This window comes from Cellulosilyticum sp. WCF-2 (assembly GCF_003990395.1).
Taxonomy (GTDB): domain Bacteria; phylum Bacillota; class Clostridia; order Lachnospirales; family Cellulosilyticaceae; genus Cellulosilyticum; species Cellulosilyticum lentocellum.
The window spans coordinates 2979107-3004746 of sequence record NZ_CP034675.1; the positions used below are offsets into that span (position 1 = coordinate 2979107).

Annotated in this window: 25 protein-coding genes; 24 read left to right on the plus strand and 1 reads right to left on the minus strand. The window is 36.1% G+C overall.

Going from position 1 to position 25640, the window contains the following annotated elements; all coding sequences use genetic code 11:
• Positions 1-401: 401 nt before the first annotated feature.
• Positions 402-770, minus strand: coding sequence for a hypothetical protein (locus EKH84_RS13320; protein WP_127066673.1), 369 nt, complete (start codon positions 768-770; stop codon positions 402-404).
• Positions 771-1315: 545 nt separating this feature from the next.
• Here EKH84_RS13320 and EKH84_RS22080 point away from each other — a divergent pair.
• The 24 genes from EKH84_RS22080 to EKH84_RS13425 all read left to right on the plus strand — a co-directional run bounded on the left by EKH84_RS22080 (position 1316) and on the right by EKH84_RS13425 (position 25558).
• Positions 1316-1474, plus strand: coding sequence for a hypothetical protein (locus EKH84_RS22080; RefSeq protein WP_190283325.1), 159 nt, complete (start codon positions 1316-1318; stop codon positions 1472-1474).
• A 368-nt stretch (positions 1475-1842) separates the two neighbouring features.
• Positions 1843-2013, plus strand: coding sequence for a DNA-binding protein (locus EKH84_RS13325; protein WP_127066674.1), 171 nt, complete (start codon positions 1843-1845; stop codon positions 2011-2013).
• 31 nt (positions 2014-2044) lie between these two features.
• Positions 2045-4054: a type I restriction-modification system subunit M gene (locus EKH84_RS13330; protein WP_330547544.1), complete on the plus strand. Its 2010-nt coding sequence runs from the start codon at positions 2045-2047 to the stop codon at positions 4052-4054.
• A 2-nt stretch (positions 4055-4056) separates the two neighbouring features.
• The gene (locus EKH84_RS13335) at positions 4057-5421 is read left to right on the plus strand and encodes a restriction endonuclease subunit S (RefSeq protein ID WP_127066675.1); all 1365 of its coding nucleotides are present in this window, start codon (positions 4057-4059) and stop codon (positions 5419-5421) included.
• A 3-nt stretch (positions 5422-5424) separates the two neighbouring features.
• Positions 5425-8400, plus strand: a complete 2976-nt coding sequence (locus EKH84_RS13340) for a type I restriction endonuclease subunit R (protein ID WP_127066676.1) — start codon at positions 5425-5427, stop codon at positions 8398-8400.
• Between the two features lie 557 nt (positions 8401-8957).
• Positions 8958-10100, plus strand: a complete 1143-nt coding sequence (locus tag EKH84_RS13345) for a stalk domain-containing protein (RefSeq protein WP_243118594.1) — start codon at positions 8958-8960, stop codon at positions 10098-10100.
• A gap of 247 nt (positions 10101-10347) precedes the next feature.
• On the plus strand, positions 10348-10524 hold the full coding sequence (locus EKH84_RS22085; protein WP_190283326.1) for a hypothetical protein: 177 nt from the start codon (positions 10348-10350) through the stop codon (positions 10522-10524).
• Between the two features lie 217 nt (positions 10525-10741).
• A complete protein-coding gene (locus EKH84_RS13350; RefSeq protein WP_127066678.1) occupies positions 10742-11170 on the plus strand; it encodes an RNA polymerase sigma factor in 429 nt (142 codons plus the stop codon).
• A gap of 51 nt (positions 11171-11221) precedes the next feature.
• The gene (locus EKH84_RS22090; protein ID WP_190283327.1) at positions 11222-11365 is read left to right on the plus strand and encodes a hypothetical protein; all 144 of its coding nucleotides are present in this window, start codon (positions 11222-11224) and stop codon (positions 11363-11365) included.
• Entirely contained in the window at positions 11362-11700 is a 339-nt protein-coding gene (locus EKH84_RS13355) for a DUF7768 domain-containing protein (protein WP_127066679.1), read from the plus strand. The genes EKH84_RS22090 and EKH84_RS13355 overlap by 4 nt, the downstream gene beginning before the upstream one ends.
• Positions 11687-11944: a hypothetical protein gene (locus EKH84_RS13360; RefSeq protein WP_127066680.1), complete on the plus strand. Its 258-nt coding sequence runs from the start codon at positions 11687-11689 to the stop codon at positions 11942-11944. The genes EKH84_RS13355 and EKH84_RS13360 overlap by 14 nt, the downstream gene beginning before the upstream one ends.
• Positions 11944-13074, plus strand: coding sequence for a DUF2800 domain-containing protein (locus EKH84_RS13365; protein WP_127066681.1), 1131 nt, complete (start codon positions 11944-11946; stop codon positions 13072-13074). Before EKH84_RS13360 ends, EKH84_RS13365 begins: the two co-directional genes overlap by 1 nt.
• Positions 13074-13601, plus strand: coding sequence for a DUF2815 family protein (locus tag EKH84_RS13370; protein ID WP_127066682.1), 528 nt, complete (start codon positions 13074-13076; stop codon positions 13599-13601). Before EKH84_RS13365 ends, EKH84_RS13370 begins: the two co-directional genes overlap by 1 nt.
• Complete coding sequence (locus EKH84_RS13375) at positions 13598-15535, plus strand: DNA polymerase (protein ID WP_127066683.1); 1938 nt, start codon at positions 13598-13600, stop codon at positions 15533-15535. Before EKH84_RS13370 ends, EKH84_RS13375 begins: the two co-directional genes overlap by 4 nt.
• An 18-nt stretch (positions 15536-15553) precedes the next feature.
• Positions 15554-17917 (plus strand): virulence-associated E family protein, encoded by a 2364-nt coding sequence (locus EKH84_RS13380; protein WP_127066684.1) that lies wholly within the window; start codon positions 15554-15556, stop codon positions 17915-17917.
• A 371-nt stretch (positions 17918-18288) separates the two neighbouring features.
• Positions 18289-18573, plus strand: a complete 285-nt coding sequence (locus EKH84_RS13385; protein WP_127066685.1) for a VRR-NUC domain-containing protein — start codon at positions 18289-18291, stop codon at positions 18571-18573.
• A complete protein-coding gene (locus EKH84_RS13390; RefSeq protein WP_127066686.1) occupies positions 18554-19942 on the plus strand; it encodes a DEAD/DEAH box helicase in 1389 nt (462 codons plus the stop codon). The genes EKH84_RS13385 and EKH84_RS13390 overlap by 20 nt, the downstream gene beginning before the upstream one ends.
• Positions 19899-20300: a hypothetical protein gene (locus EKH84_RS13395; protein ID WP_127066687.1), complete on the plus strand. Its 402-nt coding sequence runs from the start codon at positions 19899-19901 to the stop codon at positions 20298-20300. Before EKH84_RS13390 ends, EKH84_RS13395 begins: the two co-directional genes overlap by 44 nt.
• Positions 20301-20390: 90 nt before the next feature.
• Positions 20391-20813, plus strand: a complete 423-nt coding sequence (locus EKH84_RS13400) for a hypothetical protein (RefSeq protein ID WP_127066688.1) — start codon at positions 20391-20393, stop codon at positions 20811-20813.
• A gap of 35 nt (positions 20814-20848) precedes the next feature.
• The gene (locus tag EKH84_RS13405; RefSeq protein WP_127066689.1) at positions 20849-21850 is read left to right on the plus strand and encodes a type II toxin-antitoxin system antitoxin SocA domain-containing protein; all 1002 of its coding nucleotides are present in this window, start codon (positions 20849-20851) and stop codon (positions 21848-21850) included.
• A gap of 106 nt (positions 21851-21956) precedes the next feature.
• A complete protein-coding gene (locus tag EKH84_RS13410; RefSeq protein ID WP_127066690.1) occupies positions 21957-22304 on the plus strand; it encodes an HNH endonuclease signature motif containing protein in 348 nt (115 codons plus the stop codon).
• Between the two features lie 366 nt (positions 22305-22670).
• Positions 22671-23108: a sigma-70 region 4 domain-containing protein gene (locus tag EKH84_RS13415; protein ID WP_127066691.1), complete on the plus strand. Its 438-nt coding sequence runs from the start codon at positions 22671-22673 to the stop codon at positions 23106-23108.
• Complete coding sequence (locus EKH84_RS13420; protein WP_127066692.1) at positions 23098-24348, plus strand: site-specific DNA-methyltransferase; 1251 nt, start codon at positions 23098-23100, stop codon at positions 24346-24348. Before EKH84_RS13415 ends, EKH84_RS13420 begins: the two co-directional genes overlap by 11 nt.
• Positions 24329-25558 (plus strand): DNA cytosine methyltransferase, encoded by a 1230-nt coding sequence (locus EKH84_RS13425; protein WP_127066693.1) that lies wholly within the window; start codon positions 24329-24331, stop codon positions 25556-25558. The genes EKH84_RS13420 and EKH84_RS13425 overlap by 20 nt, the downstream gene beginning before the upstream one ends.
• Positions 25559-25640 lie beyond the last annotated feature (82 nt).

Below are 25640 nucleotides of genomic sequence, written 5' to 3' on the forward strand. Positions count from 1 at the left end.
GGCTTTTTTTAATATACGTAGTTTTGTGTATCAGATGCATAATTTTGGTCTTGCATAGCTGAAATGAGTAGTTCTTTAGTTTGTTCATAGTTCATAAGACAACAACTCCTTAAAAGGTTATTTAGGGCTAAGCCCTATTAGATGCTTAACTTTATAGAAGGAGTATAAACTTAGAAGAACAAAAAAACTGCTATACCAATGGCTAAAGTGATTCGAGGACTAAAGCCTTGAAAAGCCACTGCGCTAGCAGTTTAGTACAATTCGAAGTATTCGCGCAAAAGTATATGAGACCTTGATACATAAGGAATTGAAAAAATAATATGTACTAAAATTAATACTTATACCTTCAAGCAAACCAGTTAGGCTACTTATCACTAGGTTAATGATAAGTAGCCTGCTTTTTAATAGCATAACTTCCAGCCAAATTTATAAAATCGATGATAGCGTCTCATTTTCGGAACGGTGATGGTGAGGACAACGCCTGCTTTGTAGTAATGGGTTTCATTTGAATGTTGTATGGCTAAATCGATAAAACTTGCTAATGTTTCATATAATTGCTTCTTTGACCTTATGAAATAGCTTAGTGATAGGTCTGCAACAGGCGCATAACCTGTTGGATAAATGACTGTTATTTTTCTATTTATTTGACCAATTTTAAGACGAATGGCTTCATGATAAGGAAAGAAGTATCGAAGGATTTCTTGATGGGCTTCAGCATTAATCGGTGTTTCACAAATAATATTTACCCATAATATAGTTTTCTTGTGCATAAGTAGCACCTCCTTTTAGGTAGTACTACATGTTAGCTCTGTTATCGTGTGATAGCAAGGCCAATGAGCCATATGATTAAGAGATTTGTATAGGTAGGGAATATCTTGGTAAGACTTCTTCTAAATAGTTATATTTGGAAAGAAGTGATTATGTAAAGAAGAAATCGCAGAGTAGAATTTATTCCTGCTATTGTTTCACCTAATCATAGGAATGTTGCCATTTATTGCACGGTTAGTACACCCAATGAAACACAAGAAGATAGTCTAGATAATCAAGTAAAAGGATTAACTGAGATAGTAAGACAAAATGCATTACAGATTGAAGTGAAATTTGATAAGGAAAACATTAAAAAACACTGTTCCTAAGCAGAGTCTTATGATGGAGATTAAAAGTATCTTTGCCCAGGAGAAAAACCAAGATATAAGCAAAAATATTAAACTTGGTCAGCATTACCTTATGAAAAGTATATTGGAAATGTGCTGCTAGGAAAAAATTGGACCAGGGAGTTCCCGAATAATAAGCAAAAGATTAATGTGGGTGGACTGTGCGTTTTTTAATGGAGGAAGGATATAGACCACTTATTTCTAATGAGCTGTTTGAAAAAGTGCAAGGAAAGATTAAGAGAAGAAGTAATATTAATATAGTGACTGGTAAAGCGAAAATAAAAGACACACATTATAGTGTGAAGGATATAGTACAGTAGTAGAAAAAATAGGTTTACTATTAACATTCAAGTTTAAGCTAACTATTCCATGTTGAGACTATAGTATTGATGTCAAGGGCACATAAATAGGAGTTACTTGACTTAAAGTATATAAAAGCTTTTGCAGAGTTTGTCGTTAATAGGTAGTGATAATTTCAGAAAGGCCTCTTTTGTTTGACGAATTTATACTTCTTAGAAACATATCTAGAAGTGCTTCGTGAGTTGATAAGTTAGTTAAAGTAGTGAGAGGATGTATATTTGAAGGTTGATTCAAAAAATGGTTGAATACTCACGTCAAGTTATTGAAAGTATTCCGATAAAGGAATATAATTAGATAGAAGATTGTTAATTGAAAAATGGAGGCAAATATGGAATTTTCAACAACAAATGAAATGTCTAAAATATGGAATATTTCACCACGAAGAATATCTTTGCTTTGTAGTCAAGGCAGGGTTGAAGGTGCAGTAAAAAAAGGGAAAATCTGGCTAATTCCCAGTAGAGTTAACAAACCAGAAGACCCAAGAAGAATGAATAAGTAATCAGACTATTACAGTTTAACATGGAAGGAAAATGAAATTAATGGATAATCAAGTGCATAATGCAATAGTAAGTTTTATATGGGGAATCGCTGATGACTGTTTAAGAGATGTATACGTTCGTGGTAAATACAGAGATGTTATTTTGCCAATGACAGTAATTAGAAGATTAGATGCGATGCTTGAGGATACAAAACCAGCGGTATTAGATATGAAAAAAAAGATGGATGCAGCCGGAATTACAAATCAATGGCCTGCGCTTTGTAATGCTGCAGGACAAGCATTTTGTAACGCATCTCCATTTTTGTTAAAAGACTTAACCAGTCGTGCAAAAAAGCAGACATTAAAAGTAGATTTTGAAGCATATTTAGACGGTTTTTCTCCTAATGTTCAAGAAATATTGGAGAAATTTAAGTTTCGTAATCAGATTGATACGATGATTGATGCAGATATTTTAGGTTCTGTTATTGAGAAATTCATTTCTCCTACAATCAACTTGAGTCCTAAAACAATATATACAGATGATTCAAAGCAGACGGTTAAGTTGCCAGCGTTGGATAATCATGGTATGGGTACAGTCTTTGAAGAGTTGATTAGAAAATTTAACGAAGAAAATAATGAAGAAGCCGGAGAGCACTGGACACCACGTGATGTTGTAGATCTAATGGCTGATTTAGTTATTATGCCAATTGCAGACAAAATTATGGATGCAACATATTCTTGTTATGATGGTGCCTGCGGAACAGGCGGTATGCTTACGGTAGCACAAGAAAGATTAATGAATGTTGCTAAAAAACGTGGTAAAGAAGTATCCATTCACCTTTTTGGACAGGAACTACAGCCGGAAACTTATGCTATCTGCAAAGCAGATATGCTTTTGAAGGGGGACGGAGATCAGGCAGAACATATTTCATATGGATCTACGCTTTCTGCTGATGGAAATGCTACTCGTCAGTTTGACTTTATGTTGGCAAATCCACCTTATGGTAAAAGTTGGAAAACGGATGCTGAGAAGATGGGTGGTAAGAAAGATATACTGGACAGCCGATTTAATGCGTATCTTGATGATGGAACTCAGCTTCAAATGATTCCAAGAACGAGTGATGGTCAGTTAATGTTCTTACTAAATAATGTAGCAAAGATGAAAAAAGACACTCCACTTGGTAGCCGTATTGCAGAAGTACACAATGGTTCATCTATTTTTACAGGTGACGCTGGTAGTGGTGAAAGTAATGCACGTAGATATTTAATTGAAAATGACCTTGTGGAAGCAATCATTGCTTTACCAGAGAATATGTTCTACAACACTGGAATAGGCACGTTTATTTGGGTTCTATCCAATAGCAAAGAAGAACGTCGTAAAGGGAAAATTCAGTTAATTGATGCAACTGCAATGAAATCTCCTCTTCGTAAAAATATGGGGAAAAAGAATTGCGAGCTTACTCCGGAACTTCGAAAAGAAATAATGCGTATCTTTCTTGAAATGGAACAAAGTGAAGTAAGTTTGATTTTCAATAATGAGGATTTTGGTCATTGGGCTGTTACTGTGGAACGTCCACTTCGCTTACGTGTCTATCCAGAAAGAAAAATTCCGGCTGGAATTTTAAAGGAAGTAGAGATGGAAACATATACTGCAGCAATTAAAGCAGTGCCTTCTACAATAGCATTGGATGATTGGAATGCATTTGCAAAAGCCACAAAGTTGAAATCAGCGCTTTTAAAAAAAATACGTCCTTATATTACGGAGAAAGATGCTACTGCAAAATCAATCGATGGTGAACCCGATGTTGAACTACGTGATACGGAAATTGTACCATTTACCTATGAGGGAGGTATCGAGAAATTTATTGAAAACGAGGTTAGACCTTTTGCACCAGATGCATATATTGATAACAAGAAAACTCAAATCGGCTATGAAATCAGTTTTACAAAGTATTTCTATAAGCCTACTGAGCTACGTTCTATGAAGGCGATAGTTGCTGACCTTGAATCGCTCGAAGCTGAGACTGATGGAATGCTCAGAGACATTCTTGGAGGGCTGTAAGCATGAAAAAATATGAAGAATACATTATAGAAAAGCGCTTATGGAACACAGCATTTCCAGCACATTGGCAAATAAAGCCATTATATGGAATAGGAAAAGTCAAATCTATTTGTGACTGCATTGATATGCCACTTCTGTCTGTTTATCTCGATATTGGTGTGATCCCATTTTCTGCAAAAGCAGAAAAGAGAACAAATGCTACAAGTAAAGATTTGTCGAAGTACCAGAGAGTAGATTGTGGTGATCTTGTTTTAAATAACCAACAGGCTTGGAGAGGTTCTGTCGGTGTATCGAATTATGAAGGAATTGTAAGCCCCGCATATATCATTGTTTCACTAGATAACAATTTATCAATGAAGTATGCAAATTATATCTTTCGAAGCCAAACGATGGTGAGCCAGTATGTAATAAATTCTAAAGGAGTGGGCTCCATTCAACGAAATATTTATTGGCAAGGGCTCAAAAGAACTCTTGTACCAATTCCGCCCCGTGAAGAGCAAGATCAAATTGTACATTATCTTGATTGGCAAGTATCGAAAATTAACAGACTAATAGACTCTAAAAAGAAAGCGATTAGAAGAATCACTGAACTTAAAAAGACGGTTGTGAATGAGGTAGTAACACGCGGTCTAAATTCAAATGTTCCGATGAAGTTCAGTGGTATCGATTGGCTTGGTGATATACCTGCTCATTGGAAAACAATCAAGTTAAGACAAATTTTGCATCCGTTTAGTGAAAAGAATCATCCAGAGTTACCACTTCTTTCTGTAGTACGTGAGCAGGGCGTTATTGTAAGAGACGTAGAAAATAAGGAAAGTAATCATAATTTTATTCCTGATGATCTTAGTGGATACAAGATGGTCAAGAAGGGGCAGTTTGTCATGAATAAAATGAAGGCATGGCAAGGATCGTATGGGATTTCTGATTATACTGGAATTGTGAGTCCTGCATATTTTATTTTTGATGTGAATTTTGAGAATTTGAAGTATTTCCACTATGCTATTAGAAGTAAGGTGTATGTGAATTTCTTTGCACAAGCTTCAGATGGAATACGTGTTGGACAATGGGATTTGTCTATCAACAAAATGAAGGAAATTCCATTTATTGTTCCTCCAATTGAAGAACAGAAAATGATAGTTGATTATATTCCCTTAGCTTGTGCCAAATACGACACAGCTATAGTAAAACTAACTGAAGAAATTGAAGTTCTTCACGAGCTTCGCAATAAGTTAATTTCGGATGTTGTCACTGGGCAGATTGATGTTCGTGATATTGAAGTTCCAGAATTTGAGTACGTAGAAGAAATAGAAGATTTATCAGAAAATGATGAAGAAGTAGATGATGAGTCAGTGGATGGGGAGGTGTAACAAATGATATTTACCGATACAAAAGAAAGTGGACTTGAAGCTTTGATTGTTAAATGGTTGGTAAAGCATAACGGATATGAACAAGGAACAAATGCTGATTATAATCGAGAATATGCTATTGATGAAACTAGACTTTTCCAATTTTTGAACAAAACACAGCCTGATGCAATGGAAAGATTAGATGTGTTTAAAACAGATATTAAAAAGAAGCAGTTTTTGAATAGACTCCAAGGCGAGATTGCGAAGCGTGGAATTATTGACGTTTTGCGCAATGGAATAAAAGTATATCCAGCAAACCTTATAATGTTCTATTTAACGCCAACAGAGAATAATATCAAAGCAAAAGAAATGTTTGAAAAGAACATATTTAGTGTAACAAGACAGCTTCAGTATTCTATGGATGCTACAAGATTAGCCATTGATATATGTATATTTATCAATGGCCTTCCTGTGATTACATTTGAATTAAAAAATCAGTTAACGAAACAGAATGTAGATGATGCAGTAGAGCAGTACAAAAAGGATCGAGATGCAAGAGAATTACTATTCCAATTTAAACGCTGTATGGTTCATTTTGCTGTTGATGACGTTCGCATTAAATTCTGTACAAAACTTGCAGGAAAGAGCAGCTGGTTTTTACCCTTTGATAAAGGCTATCATGATGGGGCAGGAAATCCACCGAATCCAGATGGAATCATGACAGATTATCTATGGAAGGATATTCTTAAAAAGGTAAAGCTTAGTCATATTATTGAAAATTATGCACAAGTTGTCGCAGAAGAAGATCCCGAAACCAAGAAGAAAACTGTTAAACAGATTTTTCCACGTTATCATCAATTGGATTGCGTAGAAAAATTGCTTAAAGATGTTCAAGAGAATGGAATTGGAAAGAAATATTTAATTCAGCACAGTGCTGGTTCCGGAAAGTCAAATTCTATTGCATGGCTTGCTCATCAATTGATAGGACTTGAGAAAGATGGACGTCCAATGGTTGATTCTGTTCTTGTTGTAACAGATAGACGTATTCTAGATAAACAGATTAGAGATAATATTAGACAATTTATGCAGGTGGCTAATACAGTTACTTGGGCTGAGCATTCTGGTGATTTGCGCACAGCTATTCAGGATAGAAAAAGAATTATCATTACAACGGTAGAAAAATTCCCATATGTAGTTCCAGATATTGGGGCAAGCCATAAAGAGAATAAATTTGCCGTTATTATTGATGAGGCACATTCTGGACAAAGTGGACGTAATTCTGCTCAAATGAATCTTGCGTTATCTGGATTAGCTTCAGAAGATAATATGGATAACGAAGATAAAATAAATGCAATGATGGAGGGAAGAAAGCTTCTAACAAATGCTAGCTATTTTGCGTTCACTGCTACACCAAAAAATAAAACATTAGAAACGTTCGGAGTTCCTTATCAGGATGGCGATAATGTAAAACATCGCCCATTCCATGTATATACTATGAAACAAGCAATACAAGAAGGCTTCATTCTGGATGTATTAAAATATTATACTCCAATTAATAGTTACTATAAGTTGATGAAAACAGTACAAGATGATCCAATGTTTGATAAGAAGCGTGCCCAGAAAAAATTAAGAGCATTTGTGGAAAGTGATAGCCATACTGTTGCTCAAAAAGCAGAAATGATGGTCGCTCATTTTCATGAACAAGTAATATCAAAAGGGAAGATTGGCGGACAGGCTCGTGCAATGGTTGTTACATCAAGTATTCCACGCTGTATTGAATACTATTATGCAATTAATAAGTGCTTGGCCAATAGGAATAGTCCGTATAAAACAATTATAGCATTCTCAGGTGAGTGCAAATATGAAGGGCAAGAATCTCTGTTGACATCTGCCGGATTGAATGGATTTCCAGATGCAAAAATTCCCAAAACACTAAAAACAGATCCATATAGACTGTTGATAGTTGCAGATATGTTTCAAACTGGATTTGATGAACCATTGCTTCATACAATGTATGTAGATAAACCGCTTTATGATATCAAGGCAGTTCAAACGTTATCACGATTAAATAGATGCCATCCATTAAAACACGATACTTTTGTTTTGGATTTTGCAAATAAACCTGCAATGATTCAGGAGGCATTTTCAAGATATTATAGAACAACTTTACTGTCAGGTGAAACAGATCCTAATAAATTATATGATTTGATTACAACACTGGAAGAATACCAGGTATATTCAGAAGACGACATCGAGAGATTAGTTGATTTATACTTAAATGGTGCAGATAGGGATCGTTTAGATCCGATTTTAGATGTATGTGTAGCTGTATACAAAGATTTAGAAACAGAAGATCAAATTATATTTAAGAGCTCAGCAAAATCATTTTGTCGTACTTATGGATTCTTAGGTGCGATACTACCATACGGAAATGCAGAATGGGAACGCTTATCAATCTTCTTAAATCTTCTTATTCCAAAATTGCCATCACCTGGTGATAATGATTTTTCGGAAGGTATTTTGGATGTTATTGACTTGGATAGTTACCGATTGGAAGCTCAAGAGGCAATGTCAATAAAATTAGAAGATGAAGATGTGGAAGTTCCACCGGTTCCTACTGGCAAGGGTGGTCATATTGTAAATCCCGAGATGGATTTGCTTTCAATGATTCTTAATGACTTTAATGACATGTTTGGCAATGTGAACTGGAATGATGCAGATAATATTCGTAGACAAATCTTTCAAATTCCAGCTATGGTGTTGAAAGATGATAAGTATCAAAATGCTATGAAAAATTCTGATGCCCAGAATGCTCGAATAGAAAGCGAGCGTGCGTTACAGCAAGTTATTTTTGATATTATGGCTGACAATATGGAATTGTTTAAACAGTTCCAAGATAACCCGTCATTTAAAAAGTGGTTATCAGACATGGTATTTAATATGACCTATGATCAAGTAAAGGGAGAAGCAAAGAAAATAGTGGATTATTCTGATAGCTAATGGAACTGTGAAAAGCCTCTTTTGGTAAAGAAAGTAAATTTGCACTTTTATTGTTTCACTTATTCTATTCATTTATAATTTTTATTGAACATAAAAATGACTAAGAATACTTTAAATATGTAAAAAAGGTTTGCGAGTCTTCTATTAATGCAAACGCCTACTAAGCAAGAAGGAGGGCTTTCGGGTCAGTTTGAAGTTTTATTATAAATTTCAAGACCTGGAAGCCCTTTTTGTAAAAGTTGTAAATTCGCACTTTTTAAGTAAGCGTCATAATAGATAACACTAAGAGCTTGAAAGATAGCCACTTGCTGTTCCTCATTAGCAAGGTTGAAATAGATCTTAGCTTGTTCAAGGAATTCTGTGTAGGGAAGGGTGGTGGTGCTTGATGATCAACAGGTAATAGGATCCATTCATAAAAGTGTTTGCACACTTATTTGACTTATATTTATAGAGAGCAGTAATAACAATGTTAGTTGTTAATTATTCAAGAAAAAATGTTTAATGCGTAATGATTTTAAGGTATTATAATAATAGAATATAAAATAGGGAGGAATATGATGAAAAACAAAGGGATTCTTTCAATATTAGTAACTTTAATATTAAGTGTTTCTACAGTGTTTGCAACAGATATTAAGCTTAATATTAATAATCAATACGTTACAACTACAGTAGCACCGGTTCAAGAGAATGGAACAACACTCGTACCATTACGAGTTGTAAGTGAGAATTTAGGTGCAAGCGTAGGTTGGGATGGACCTACACAAACAATTACAATCAATAAAGAAAATGCAGATATTAAGCTTGTTTTAGGTAGTAAAAATGTAACTGTTAATGGTGCGGTTAAACAATTATCAGTAGCGCCTAAATCAATAAATGGTACTACAATGGTACCTATTCGTTTTGTAAGTGAAAACCTGAGCTCGACTGTTACGTGGAAGAATGGAACTGTATTTGTTACATCAACAAACAATCAAACATCTGACGCTTATTATCAATATAAAGGGAAATCATATAGGATAATTGAAGTAGATGGAGGAGATAGATCAGGAAGTAGACAAAATAATGTTGCCGTAGACATTGGATATGGAGATAGAGTGTACTGGGGGCTTACAAATGAGTATGGACAACTTGTTTATGTAATAGCAGATAAAATTATATTACAAGATGATAAAACAGAACCGGTTAACTCTAGTGGGAGATATTATGATGATGAGGCTAATGTGCCAGGAACAGAAAGTGCAGATCTCGACCAAGGGCATGTAATTGCTGATTCATTAGGTGGTGTGTCAAATGCTTATAATATTACCCCCCAAAATAGCACTTTAAATAGGTATGGGGATCAAGCCTATATGGAAAAGGTGATTAGAGATGCAGGAGAGTGTACTGACTTTGTTGCTACTATTACATATCCAAATACATCAACGCAAATACCATCTAGTTACAAATACGAGTATACTATAAAAGGCAATAAAGTTGTTGATGAATTTAAAAATGGAAATCCAGAAATTATAGGAAATAATAACTCATCTAATACTGTTAAGGATGAAAAAACAGAGCTTGCAAAAGTTGATACAAATGGTAATGGAAAAATTACAATTAGTGAAGCTAAAGAGGCTGGATACTCGATGCCAATTTATTCTGACCATTGGTTATATAAATATATGGATGATAGAGATGGCGATGGAATGGTTGGGGAGTAAAATGTACATTAAATATTTATGTAAATAAATGTTTAGATTGCAAGATTGATTAATGAATGAATAGCTTGACCATATTCCAGTAAAGGGGTATGGTCTTTTTATTGGAGGAATTAATTAGAATCCGATGTGGAGAGCTAGGGAAATAGTCCTCTATCTTTATTTTGATTGCAAGGTATGTCTTATAAACATTTCTTGTTTATCTGATCCCTTTTTAGGCAATACTCCTACTAAGAAAGAAGGGCTTAGCATGGATAGTAAATCAATACAAGAGGTGCGATTAGAGCATCAGATGAATAAGTTATTAAAGCAAATAGGCTATCAGCTAGAACATCCAGTTGAATGCATCCATAGAAATAAGGCTATGTGCAGTCAATGCCTTTATAACGTAGGAAGTGTAATACCAATATGCTCCAAAACAGAGTAAGCAGTTATACCCATAGTGGTGTAGCTGCTTATTTTAATGTCTGGAAACTTATTATATTTCTATCTAGGTCTCCACTAGTTTTGCATAAAAATACACATTTATAACAGCTTTATACAAATCTTGCCCTAACATTGATATTCGCTGTTATGACCGATTTACAAATGTCAATTATTCAAAATGCGACTTTAAAGTTAGCATTACAGAATGAGAGGCATTAATGATGAAAATTAAATATGAAAGTGTTACCGGAGAAATCATGGAAATTGATGTACCCGATGAGGTAGCAGAAGTATGTATTGAAATTGAGGACAGTACCAAGAAACAAGAACGAAGAGAAACAAGGAGGCACGTCTTATTATCAGTACTAGAAGCAAAAGGAGTACAGGTGTCGGAAAATACAGATATTGAAACTGAAACTATTGAATCAGGAAAAATCGAACAATTACAAAATGCCTTGAAGAAGTTACTGCCAGAGCAGCAGGAGCTCATCTTCAAGGTCTTTTTCTGTGAACAATCAATAGCTGAGATAGCAAAAGAGGAAGGGGTAACAATACCTGCTATTTACTCAAGGTTAAATACAATCTACAGGAAATTAAAGGAAATTATGTTTTTATCCTTAATAATTGCCATTCTCGTGGCTATATAGTAGAGGAATTTATTTTGACCTCTAAAAACCAATCACAAGGAGATGAATAAAATGCAAACCATTAAGATTACTATTTCTGGATTACAGTCTAGCCACATTTCGGTTAATGAAAGTACGCCTGAAGAAACAGAAGTAGCTACCAAACTTACTAAGTTACTCAGAATTATCCAACCTAAGGAGGCACTACAGCAATGAAGCTAGTTTTTATCTGTTCTCCTTATAGAGGAGATATTGAACGTAACACCTTAAGAGCACGAGCGTATTGCCGCTTTGCTTATACCAAAGGAGCAGTTCCTTTTGCTCCACACCTTCATAATACACAGTTCCTTGATGAGAGTATTAATGAAGAACGCCAAGCAGGTATTGTACTGGGGCTTCATCTATTATCTCATTGTGAAGCACTCTGGGTGTTTGGCAATCAAATGACCGAAGGTATGCGTGTAGAAATCGAAGCAGCAAGCAAAATGGATATGCCTATTAAGTACTTTAATGACAAATGTGAGGAGCTGACGAATTATGAAACAAGATGAACTGATTTTACAAGTAGCAAAGGATCTTTACAAACTAGCTGAGCATATTGATAGTTTATTTAACGTTGCATCAAAAAAGAAAACTGTTTCAATAGAAGAAGTTAGATCTGTACTTGCTGAGAAGTCTCAAGTTGGAAAAGGCCCTGAGATTAGAGCTCTTATTGAAAAGTATGGTGCTGACAAATTAACTGACTTAGAGCCATCTTGCTATGAGGCACTTCTTAATGAAGTGGAAACTCTGTAATGTCAGCTCATGCACTACTGGGTGCATCTAGTTCTTATAAATGGCTTCATTGTACACCTTCAGCAAGATTAGAGGAACAGTTTGAAAACACCACCAGTACCTTTGCAGAGGAGGGAACAGCTGCTCACGCTTTAGGTGAATATAAGATTAGAACCTTTTTAGGAGAAAGCTTAGAAAGGCCTATAAGCGACTATGACAGTGAGGAACTAGAAGAATACACGGATGTCTATCTGACACTAGCCATAGAGCTTATTGCAAAGGCAAGAGAAGCATGTACTGACCCACTTATCTTAGTGGAGCAACGATTAGATTATGCTTGTTATGTGCCAGAGGGTTTTGGAACAGGAGATTTAATCATTGTAGCAGATGGCACCTTGGATATCGTGGATCTTAAATACGGACGTGGGGTGGCAGTATCAGCCAAGGATAATCCTCAAATGAAGCTTTATGCATTAGGGGCACTTACTTTATTTGATGTCCTTTATGACATTGAGATAGTTAGGATGACCATCTGCCAACCAAGGCTTGAGAACATTTCTAGTTATGAAATAAAAACAAGTGAGCTCCTTGAGTGGGTCGAAACTGAATTAAAACCTAAAGCTAACATGGCTTATAAAGGAGAGGGCGACTTCTTACCAGGAGAGCACTGTCGTTTCTGTAGAGCTAAGCAAACTTGTAGGGCTAGAACTGAGCATTTCTTAGAGCTAGCACAGTATGACTTTGCACTTCCTGCGTTATTAGAAGATGAAGAGATTATTCAAATATTACCCCTAGCTGAAAAACTCGCAAGCTGGGCTAATGATATATATGTCTATGCGACTGATAAAGCTTTAAATGAAAACAAGGAGTGGTTAGGTTATAAGTTAGTTGAAGGTAGAAGTAATCGCAAATATAAGAATGAGCAAGAAGTTATTAGTAAGCTTTTAGAAGCTGGCTATAAAGATATTTACAAGCAGTCACTACTTGGACTAAGTGAGATGGAGAAGCTCTTAGGTAAAAACGTATTTAATGAACTCTTAGGATCATTGGTAGAAAAACCCCAAGGTAAATTAACCTTAGTTCCAATAAGTGATAAGAGACAAGATGTTAAAAACACAGTAAAAGATGACTTTGAAGAGGAGACAAAATAATGAGCAAAGTAGTAACTGGTAAAGTAAGATTTAGCTATGCAAATATATGGCAGGCAAAGAGTATTAATGGAAGTGAAGAGAAATACAGTGTATCTTTAATTATCCCTAAATCAGATGTTAAAACCATCGAAGAAATTCAAGTAGCTATGGAGGAGGCTAAGCAAGAAGGCATTGCTAAGTTTGGAGGTAAGATTCCAACCAATCTAAAACTACCTCTAAGAGATGGCGATATCGATAGACCTGATGATGAGGCTTATCAAGGGTGTTATTTTATCAATGCCAATAGTAAAGATAAGCCACAAATCGTAGATAAGAAAGTAAAGCCTATTTTAGATCCTAATGAAGTATACAGTGGGTGCTATGGTAGAGCAAGCATTAACTTTTATGCCTTTAATCAGAATGGTAATAAGGGAATTGCTTGTGGTCTCGGTAATCTACAGAAGTTAGAGGATGGTGAACCACTCAGCGGTCATTCAAGAGCTGAGGATGACTTTGAAGCCTATGGAGAAGATGACTTCTTATCATGAGAACGTTAGCTTTAGACCTAGAAACCTATAGCAGCGTTAATTTAACTAAAGCAGGGGTGTATGCATATACCTCTGCTACAGACTTTGAGATATTGCTGCTAGCTTATGCCTTTGATGAGGAAGAAGTAGAAGTCATTGATTTGGTCCAGGGTGAAACTGTACCTAATAAAGTATTGTCCGCTATTCAAGACAAAACCGTAATTAAGACAGCTTTTAATGCTAGCTTTGAACGAACTGCTTTATCAAGGTATTTAGGAATTCAACTTACTGCAGAAGACTGGCGTTGTAGCGAGGTTCAAGCCGCTGTGCTAAGTTTACCTTTATCACTTGAAGCAGTAGGAGAAGTATTAGGGTTAGAAAAGCAGAAACTCAAAGAAGGTAAAGAGTTAATTAGATATTTTTGTATGCCTTGTAAACCTACTAGAACTAATGAAAACAGAACAAGAAATTTACCATGTCATGCATTAAAGAAATGGGAGCAGTTTAAGTATTACTGTAAACGGGATGTAGAGGTAGAAAGATCTATTCGTAAAAAGCTAGCTTCTTATCCTATTAGTGAAACAGAACAAAAACTTTATGTATTAGATCAAGAAATTAATGATAGAGGTATTTTAGTAGATACCCAGCTTGTGAAAAATGCTATTAAAGGTGATAGTGAATATAAAGAGAAGGTAACTAGACGTGCTCAGGCCTTGACTGGATTAGATAATCCAAACAGTGTTGCTCAGTTAAAGACATGGTTATCTGATAATGATTTGAGTATAAAAAGTTTGTCAAAGAAGTTAGTTGGAGAATTGGTAACTTGTACTACAGGTCAAGTTAAACAATTGCTAGAAATGAGGTTAGAACTTGCAAAGACCTCTGTTAAGAAGTATGAAGCCATTGATAGAGCTATTTGCCCTGATAAAAGAGTACGCGGGTTACTGCAGTTTTATGGTGCCAATCGTACAGGAAGATGGGCAGGAAGGTTGGTACAAGTTCATAATTTACCTCAAAACCATTTAAAGGACTTAACATTAGCGAGAACTTTAGTGAAGCAAGGTGACCTAGAAACATTGGAACTACTTTATGATAGTGTGCCTAACGTCCTTTCAGAACTTATCCGTACAGCTTTTATTCCTAGTAAGGGGAGACGATTTATTGTAGCAGACTTCTCTGCTATTGAAGCTAGAGTGATTGCTTGGCTAGCAAATGAAGCATGGCGCTTAGAGGTTTTCAAGACACATGGCAAGATTTATGAAGCCTCTGCCTCACAAATGTTTAAGGTACCAATTGATGAAATTACCAAAGGTAGCCCATTAAGGCAGAAAGGGAAGATTGCAGAACTAGCCCTTGGTTACGGCGGCAGCGTAGGTGCTTTGACATCTATGTGTGCATTGGAAATGGGAATAGAAGAGGAGGAGTTAAAACCACTTGTTACTACTTGGCGTGAAGCTAATCCTAATATTACAAAACTTTGGTGGACAGTAGATAAAGCAGCACTTAAGGCAGTCAAGGAAAGAGTACCACAAGCAGTAGGTAAGTTAACTTTTCACTATGAAAGAGGTATTCTTTTTATTACTTTACCTTCAGGACGAAGACTTTCTTATATCAGACCTAGAATTGAAATCAATAAGTTTGGTAGAGAAGGTCTTACCTATGAAGGGATAGGTGAAAACAAGCACTGGTGTCGTATTGAAACCTATGGTCCTAAGCTTGTAGAAAACATTGTACAGGCAACAGCAAGGGATTTACTTGCAGAAGCTATGCTTGCCATAAGGGATAGAGGCTATGAGATTGTGATGCACGTTCATGATGAGGTGATAGTTGAAGCACCACTGGGAAAAGGCTCTTTAGAAGAACTTTGCAAAGTGATGGCTATTCCACCTATGTGGGCAGAAGATTTACCCCTTAGAGCAGATGGCTTTGAATGTATGTATTACAAGAAAGATTAGGCAGCAAAGGAGACTAAAATGAAGTTCACAATTGCTATTGGAAATAGTAGAAAGGATAAAGTATGGAAGCACCAGGAGTTTACTTGGGAAGCTTTTACTGAACGTGTGAGTCAAACGTATCGTACCAGTGAGTCAGTAGCTGAATATAGACTACTTTCTAAGGTGAAACAGGATGCTATAAAAGATATTGGTGGTTTTGTAGGTGGTAGGCTCAAAGAAGGTAAGCGTAAGAATGGTTATGTAGAATACCGTACTATGCTTACTTTGGATATGGATGATGCCTTAAAAGATATATGGGAGCAGATAGAACTGTTCTATGATTTTACTTGCTGCATTTATTCTACTCATAAACACACATCAGAGCATCCAAGATTAAGGCTAGTTATTCCTCTTGCAAGAACAGTTACGGCTGATGAGTATTCAGCTATTGGCAGAATGGTGGCTAAAGATATTGGTATTGACCAATTTGATGATACCACCTACGAGCCCGTAAGGCTGATGTACTGGCCTAGCACGTCATGTGATGGAGTATTTCTCTTTAAAGAGCAGAAGGGTAGTTTATTAGACCCAGATAAGATATTAGCACGTTATGAAAATTGGAGAGATAGCTCAACTTGGCCTGTTTCTTCAAGACAAACTATCGTTGTTAAGAAGCATATCTCTAAGCAATCAGATCCCTTAGAGAAGGAAGGCATTATTGGTACCTTTTGCAGAACTTATTCTATTCAGGATGCCATAGAAAAGTTCTTGGGTGATGTTTACAAGCCAAGTGTAGTGCCTGACAGATATGATTACCTGGCAGGTGAAAGTACAGCTGGTGTAGTGATTTATGATGATAAATTCGCTTACTCACATCATGCTACTGATCCAGCTAGTGGCAAACTTTGTAACGCCTTTGACTTAGTTAGGATTCATCTCTTTAGAGAATTAGATAGGGAGGCACCAGAAGGCACAGTACCTTCTAAACTACCATCTTATAAAGCTATGGTGGAGTTTTGTACTAAGGATGATGTGGTTAAAGGGCAAGTAGTACGAGAACGTATGGGAAAAGTGGAAGAGGAATTTGATGCGATAGATGATAAGTGGCAAGAGAAGCTAACGGTTAGTAAAAGTGGTCAAGTGGTTAATAACCTTAAAAACTTGATTTTGATTTTACAGCATGATGAGCATTTAAAGCATATCGTCTTTAATCAGTTTAGTGATGGCATGGAGATTATAGGTGAAGTGCCCTGGAAGCATCCCAGTAATTTTTGGAGAGATGCAGATGATGCACAGCTTATGAGTTATGTTGATTTGCACTATGGTACCTTTAGCAAACAAAACTATTTAACAGCAGTGACAAAGGTAACCGATGATCGTTCTTATCATCCGATTAGACGATACCTGCAGAGTTTACCAGAGTGGGATGGTATTGACCGTGTTGAAACTTTACTCGTTGACTATTTAGGAGCAGAAGACAGCCCATATGTCCGTGCAGTAACAAAAAAGGTGCTTTGTGCAGCAGTAGCTAGAGTACTCAATCCAGGGTGTAAGTATGACACTATCTTAGTTTTAAATGGTCCACAAGGAATAGGGAAAAGTACACTTATTGCTAAGCTAGGTGGAGAGTGGTTCTCTGATAGCTTACAGCTTGCGGATACGCATGATAAGACTGCTGCTGAGAAATTGCAGGGATATTGGATTTTAGAAATAGGAGAATTAGCCGGGCTTAGAAAAGCTGACGTTGAAACCTTAAGAAGTTTTTTATCTAGACAGAATGATATTTATAGAGCTAGCTTTGGAAGGCGCCCTGCTCCTCATCCACGTCAATGTGTATTCGTTGGAACCACTAATGCTGAAAATGGCTATTTAAGAGACACCACGGGTAATCGTAGATTTTGGCCAGTGAGGGTAAAAGGACAAAGTGCTAAAAAGCCTTGGGAGATTTCAAACTATGAAATTAAACAACTATGGGCTGAAACACTAAAACTCTATAAGGAGGGTGAGCAGCTTCATTTGGAAGATGGCTTATCAGAGGCAGCTATAGAAGAACAAGCCGAAGCTATGGAAGCCGATGAAAGAGAAGCGTTAGTAAGAGAATATCTTAATAAACTCTTGCCTGAGAACTGGCCTTCTATGGACCTCTATGAACGTAGAAGCTTTCTAAATGGTGGTGAATTTGGTACTAAGGAAGTAGGAACTGTTAAACGTACCAGGGTTTGTGTAATGGAAATCTGGTGTGAATGCTTTGGTAAAGAACAGTCCAATCTTAAACGACTAGAAGGTAATGAGATACGAGCTATTATGAGTAGGATGAAAAATTGGAAGAAATATGATAGCAAGATACGTTTTCCTATTTACGGAATTGTTAATGGTTATGTAACTGAAGATATGTTGCAATAGAAGTTGCTACGTTGCCGTTAAAATAAATTAAAAAAGTTGCTGTGTTGCTAAAAAGTGTTGCTACATTATTTGTTATGGCAACCATTCAAATTAGCTTCTATCAAAGGATGGCAGTTATCTGTAGCTTAGTTGCTCAAAAATTACTATTAATAATAATATATATATAATAAAGAAAGAGTGCACGCAACATGCATATACACGCGTATAAGGATTTAATGGCTAAATGGAAACATTGGCAACGCATGATAAAAAATCAAAGGAGAAATGAGACATGAAAAGAATTTATAGATGGTGTGAAAACAAATTAAGAGTGATTGGTAAACTAGTGATTCGTATCAAAAAAGCTATTAAAAAACTTTGGAGAAAGCTTGATGGCAGAAGAAAGTAAAACTGAACAAGCTTTTGTTAGAGCTGTTAAAGCAAGAGGTGGCATAGCTTATAAGTTTGTATCCCCAGGAGTTAATGGAGTACCAGATCGTTTGGTACTCCTCCCTCATGGGAATATAGCATTTGTTGAACTGAAAGCTAAAGGCAAGAAAATGAGACCACTTCAGCTCAAACGCAAACAGCAGCTAGAAGCATTAGGCTTTCTAGTTTATTGTATTGACCGAAAAGAACAGATAGGAGAAGTACTAGATGAAATATGTACCACATGACTATCAGAGCTATGCAACGAGTAGAATCATCAAAGATAAGATTTGTGGAATGTTTTTAGACTGTGGCCTTGGAAAAAGTGTTATTACATTAACAGCTTTGGATGAGCTTATGTATAACTACTTCAAAGTTTACAAGGTTTTAGTAATTGCTCCGTTAAGAGTAGCACAGGATACCTGGAGTAAAGAATGTGAGAAATGGGAACATCTTAAGCTCTTAACCATTTCTAAAGTTTTAGGATCAGAGAAGGAAAGACTTAAAGCTTTAGGAGAAAAGACAGCACTGTATGTGATTAACCGTGAAAATGTAGAATGGCTTGTTAAAAATCATAAGTGGGACTTTGATATGGTGGTTATTGATGAGCTTTCAAGTTTCAAGTCCTACAGCTCTAAAAGGTTTAAGGCTTTACGTAAAATCAGGCCACTCACTAAAAGAATCATAGGATTAACAGGTACGCCTGCTCCTAATGGTTTAATGGACTTATGGGCTGAAATCTATTTACTGGATATGGGTGAAAGGTTAGGTAAGTTCATTGGACAATACAGAAATATCTACTTTGAACCAGACAAGCGAAGCCGAGAAGTCATTTTTAGTTATAAGCCAAGACTAGGAGCAGAAGAGCAAATCTATAAAAAGCTCTCTGATATCTGTATAAGCATGAAAGCTTGTGATTATTTGAAAATGCCTGACCGTATTGATAACAGAGTTGAAGTAAGCTTGTCAATCTCTGAGATGAAGCTTTATCAAGCCCTAGAAAAAGATATGTTGTTATCTTTTTCTGAAGGAGATATCGATGCAGTCAATGCAGCAGCTTTAAGTAATAAACTCTTACAGATGGCCAATGGAGCTGTTTATGATGAAAACCACCAAGTAAAGTTAATTCATAATCGAAAGCTAGAGGCCTTAGAGGATTTGATTGAAGCTGCTAATGAAAAGCCCGTTCTAATCTTTTATGGCTATCAGCATGATAAAGAGCGAATTTCAAAGCACTTTAAAGTGCAAGAGATTAATACCTCTGAAGATATTACTAAATGGAATGAAGGAGATATTCCTATAGCTATTGCACATCCTGCTGCTACTGGACATGGTCTTAATCTTCAAAGTGGAGGTAGTACTATTATCTGGTTTAGCTTACCTTGGAGTTTAGAATTATACCAACAGGCTAATGCCAGACTATGGAGACAAGGACAAGCCGAAACGGTAGTGATCCATCACATTATAACTAAAGGAACTATTGATGAGGATGTTATAAAAGCTTTAGGAACAAAAGATAAAAGTCAGAATGCACTGATGGAAGCAGTTAAAGCTAGAATAAGAGGTGAAGGTAATGACAAAACAGGAACTATCACAACTCTATTATCTCAATCGTGAAATAGAGCATCTAAAAACTAGAATTGCAGAAATCGAGGGACTCGCGACCTCAACCACAAAACAAATAACAGGAATGCCTCATGTTGCAGGTGTTTCAGATAATATTGGCAAATATGTAGCAGAGCTAGCCGACCTAAAAGAATTACTACAACTCAATCTAAAGAAATGTTTTTATGAGTTTAATAGATTAAATAGATATATTCAAAGCATTGAGGATAGTGAATTAAGAATGATTCTTTCTCTAAGATATATAAGTGGCTTAGGTTGGCAACAAGTGGCTCGAAGCATTAGCTCATATGCAAATGCAGATAGTGTTCGTAAGATTCATGATAGATTTTTAAAAAAGATACCGATGTAATAAAATGTATCAATTGATACATTTCAATTGACATGTAGGTATAATCGAGATACAATTTAGATATACTAAAGACAAAGGAGGCATTTATAATTGGATAAAAAACCTCTTAACGGAAAATATCTTAACTTTACTAAGCAAGAGATAACAGACTATCTGGATATATTTAAGCAATTAGTATCCAAAGGAAGATATACTATATCCAAAAATGCTAACAGGCAAGAAAATATTGACTTTATGATGGACTATCGTATTAATTCATACAAAGCTAAAGAAATTTTGCTGAATTTACAATATGATGACTTTTGCTATGCAGCTGCTAATTATAACCCTGGTTATGAACATGAAAGATTATATGTCTTTTGTAAGGAATATGAGTTAGATTATTGGGGCGAACTTGAATATGTTGATATATACATTAAAACGAATATTATTCAAATCAAGGATGATGACTTTGCTATTGTTATATCTTTTCATAAACGAAATGAACCTATAACCTATTTATTTAGAAAATAGATATAGGTAGCTCTATTTCAAAGGAGGTATTTAGTATGAAGATTTTTTGTGAGTCTTGTTATGATATGAAAGACTATCAAATCAAAGATGAGAAAATGTACAAAGAAATTAAAGGTAAGCTTATTGAGTTTGTAGGTAAAAAAGCAGTTTGTTCAGAATGCCACGAAGAGGTATTTGTAGAAGAATTACATGATTTTAATCTAGAACAATTAGATACAGCCTATAGAGTAAGTCAAAACATTATTACTAAAAAACAGATAGGCGAAATTTTAGAAAAATATGATATTGGTAAAAGACCACTTTCACAACTATTAGGTTGGGGAGAAATAACATTAACTAGATATCTAGAAGGAGCGCTTCCCACGAAACAATATTCAGACACCTTATTAGAGCTTCTACAAAGTAGTGATTACATGGAAAGAGTGCTAGAAGAGAATAGGGACCATATTGCAGAGAGAACCTATAATAAATGTAAATTGGCAATAGAGAGACTGAATTCCTGTTCTAATAATACTACCCAGCAGTCTAATAGAATTGAATGTGTAGCGAAGTATCTAATTGCATCATTATCAGATATAACTCCTTTGGCTTTACAAAAACTCCTTTATTATACTCAAGGATTCTACAGGGCTTTTTATGGAGAATTCTTATTTGAAGATGATTGTGAGGCTTGGGTACACGGTCCAGTATATAGAGAGGTATATGTTCAATATAAAGACTTTGGTTGTAGCACCATTGATAATAACTCGGGGTATGATGAAGAATCATTGAATTTAAAGTGGGAAGAAAAAGAACTGCTTGATATGATTGCAAAGGGCTTTGGATGCTATAGTGGTAAAGTTTTAGAACTAATGACACATTCAGAATTTCCTTGGTTAGAAGCACGTAAAGGTGTGAGTGAAACAGAACCCTCAAATAGAATAATAGAGAAAAAGAATATTGAAAACTATTTTGAGAATGTAAAAAACAAATTTAATATGCTCGGAGTAGTAGATATAAAAGACTATAGTAGAGATTTATTTGAGAAATTATTTTAAACCTGTCCGTTTTGTCCGTTATAACCGTGATATAGTATAGATATATAAATTTAACTCATAGGATTTCAACTATGAGTTTTTTTCATAAATAGGAGTGTTATGAGTTATGCCACACAAACCTCTGAAACCTTGTAAGCATTCAGGCTGTCCTAAGCTTACAAGCACAGATTATTGTGATGAACACAAAGTATTACATGAAAGGGCTACAGCCAATGAGCGTGGCTATGATAGTAGATGGAGAAATTCTAGAAAGCAGTTCTTGCAAGAACATCCCTTCTGCATTCGGTGCCAGCAGAACAATAAACTTACACCAGCTACAGTTGTAGATCATATGATTCCTCACCGAGGTGATCAGGTTTTGTTCTGGGATAAGACTAACTGGCAACCACTGTGTAAGCAGTGCCATGATAAGAAAACATTGACAGAGGATAGGTATCAGACCTACCACTACTAAAATAAAGACGTGCCCCCTTCTCGTAGATGTATTTAAAATAAATAAATCGTTTGCCAGACATGTGTTGCACCCCCTTTGGATTAAAAGTGTGATTAAATACAGGGGGAGGGGGCATTAAACCTCTGTGGCTCAATGCCTTGGAGACCGGTGTGCCCTCACACGCAAATTTTCGCAATATAAAAAGGGAGGGGCTAATAAAAAAGTCGCAGAATAGACTGCTAGATATTGAAAATTCTAGATTGCCACTCTTTATGAATTATGCCAAATTATTAAATATAACTTAAAAGCCATGAGCCTTTTATTTTCAAGAGGTTTGTGGCTTTTATTATGCCAATAAAATCGCAAAATGGAAAAGGTGATTTTCTTATGACAAACGAGCAAAAGGAAGCCATTTATAAATTAAGACTCGAGGGGATGGGTTATAAAAGTATCGCCAAGCAACTAGACCTAAGCCGTGATTCAATCAAGTCTTATTGTGTTAGGCATCACTTGAATGGTCCTAGCCAGTTGGTGGAGCTTAATGCAGAAGTGATCAAAGAAAAACATGATCTTTGCCAGTACTGCAGTAATCCTATTCGCAAAAAAGGAAAGGGAAGAACCCGTAAGTTTTGCTCAGAGGAATGCCGCAGAAAATGGTGGGCAGAACACCAGGAGGAAAGAACATTTAAGGAAACTGCAACTTATCATTACATCTGCTCTAAATGTAATAAACCTTTTAGTGCATATGGCAATCTCAAGAGAAAGTATTGTAGTCATCAATGTTACATCAAGGATAGATTTGGAGAAGAACAACATGGAATTTAAAAAACTCAAAATAGAATACCTTACTCCAGCAGGCTATAATCCTAGAAAGGATTTAAAGCCTGGGGATAAGGAATATGAAAAAATCAAAAGCAGTATTATCGAGTTTGGATATGTGGAACCCATCATTGTCAATAAAGATCTAACTATTATTGGTGGACATCAGAGATTGAAAGTATTGAAAGATTTAGGTTTTAGTGAAGTAGACTGTGTAATTGTTGAAGTAGATAAGACTAAGGAAAAAGCACTAAATGTTGCTCTTAATAAGGTGACAGGTTCCTGGAATGAAGCACTATTAGCGGAACTTATCAAAGACCTACAAGCGTTAGACTATGATATTTCCTTTACTGGTTTTGAACCACCTGAGATAGAAGAACTATTCAACAACCTTCATGACAAGGAAATCAAGGAGGATAACTTCAACATAGATGAGGCGCTCACTGAAAATCCTATTTCTAAACAAGGTGATGTTTGGTTACTAGGTAGACACCGATTGGTATGTGGTGATAGTACCTCGCCCGAAACTTATATTAAACTCATGGAAAGTAAAAAAGCTAATCTGGTAGTAACAGATCCCCCTTACGGCGTTGACTACGAGGGTAAAGCTGGTACCATTCAAAATGATAAGATGAAGGATGAAGAGTTTTATCAATTTCTCTTAGCTGCTTTTAGTCGTATGGCAGAAAATATGGAAGAGGATGCTTCTATTTATGTATTTCATGCAGATACAAAAGGCCTTATCTTTAGAAAAGCCTTTCAAGATGCTCGTTTCTATTTATCTGGTGTGTGCCAGTGGGTAAAACATTCCTTTGTTCTTGGCAGAAGCCCATACCAGTGGAAGAATGAGCCTATTCTCTATGGATGGAAAAAATCAGGTAAGCATAAATGGTATGCTGGACGAAAGGAAACAACAATCTGGAATTTTGACAGACCTAGCAAGAGTGAGTTACACCCTACAACTAAGCCGGTACCTCTCATTGCCTATCCTATTCAAAACAGTAGCATGAGCAATTGCATTGTACTAGATCCCTTTGGTGGAAGTGGTTCTACTCTTATTGCTTGTGAGGAAATTAATCGTATTTGCTATACGATTGAATTAGATGAAAAGTTTGTGGATGTTATTGTGAAGCGCTATATCGAATACAAAGAAACTGCTGATGAGGTTTATCTGTTAAGAAACGGAGCAAAAATAAAATATGCAGATATAGAAAGGGAAGGTTTAAATGATAAGGACCTTCCTTGATTTTTGCTCTGGAATAGGCGGCTTTCGATTAGGACTTGAGCTTGCTGGTTATCAATGCAAAGGTTTTTGTGAAAAAGATAAATTTGCAGTCAAATCCTATAAAGCTATGTTTAATACAGAAGGAGAGTGGTATAGAGATGACGTTACAAACCTTATTGGAGCAGAAGTTCCCTATGCTGATATCTGGTGCTTCGGATTCCCTTGCCAAGATATCTCTATTGCAGGAAAGCAACGAGGACTCAGTGGTAAACGAAGTGGCATCTATTTTAACATTATTGACCTCATCAAAAGCAAAGAAGAAAAAGATAAACCTACCTATCTACTCATTGAAAACGTTAAGAATTTGCTCTCAATTAATCAAGGATTTGATTTTACCACCGTTCTCACTGAATTGGATGAAGCAGGGTATGATGCAATGTGGCAATTGCTTAACTCTAAATACTTTGGTGTCCCACAAAATAGAGAACGTGTGTTTATTATCGCAAGTCTTAGAAGCAGAGGTAGACGAAAAATATTACCTCTCACAGGAAAAAGTGCAGCAGCTCTTAAGCAAATTATAGGTGGTTATCAAGGTGAAAGGGTTTATAATCCAAACGGATTATCATGTACATTAAAGGGAAATGGTGGAGGAGAAGGTGCTAAAACTGGCCTTTATTTTATTGATCAGTCTACGACAAAGGTTGAAATAACCGATACTTCCCGTTGTATCACTTCTCGTTATACTGCAGGAGTAGTCAATCGAACTGCTATGAATAGTGGAGTCCTTGAAGCAAGTGCAATCCTCACACCAGATAGAATAGATAAAAGACAGAACGGTAGAAGAATGAAGTGTACTGAAGAACCTATGGTTACTTTAACAGGAACGGATAGGCATGGCATTGCAATTAAAGAAGCTACAAAGAAGGGGTATATAGAAGCTAACCTGGGAGATAGCATTAATATGACTTTCCCAGAGAGCCAAACAAGAAGAGGGCGAGTTGGAAAAGGGATTGCTCAAACCTTAGATACATCATGCAATCAAGGAACCTTAGATAAACATTATCGTATTCGGCGATTAACTCCTAAGGAGTGCTTCAGATTACAAGGTTTTCCAGATAAATTATTTGAAAAAGCAAAAGCTGTTACTTCGGATGCACAACTTTACAAACAAGCAGGCAACGCAGTAACCGTTCCAGTGGCTTATGCGGTGGCCAAAAGTCTTGTTTGGTAAGCAGCAAATCTCACAAATATAAGCTGTGTTTTTTTGTGAAATGTATGTGGCACAAGAGCCTACACTTATCTTCCATACAGAG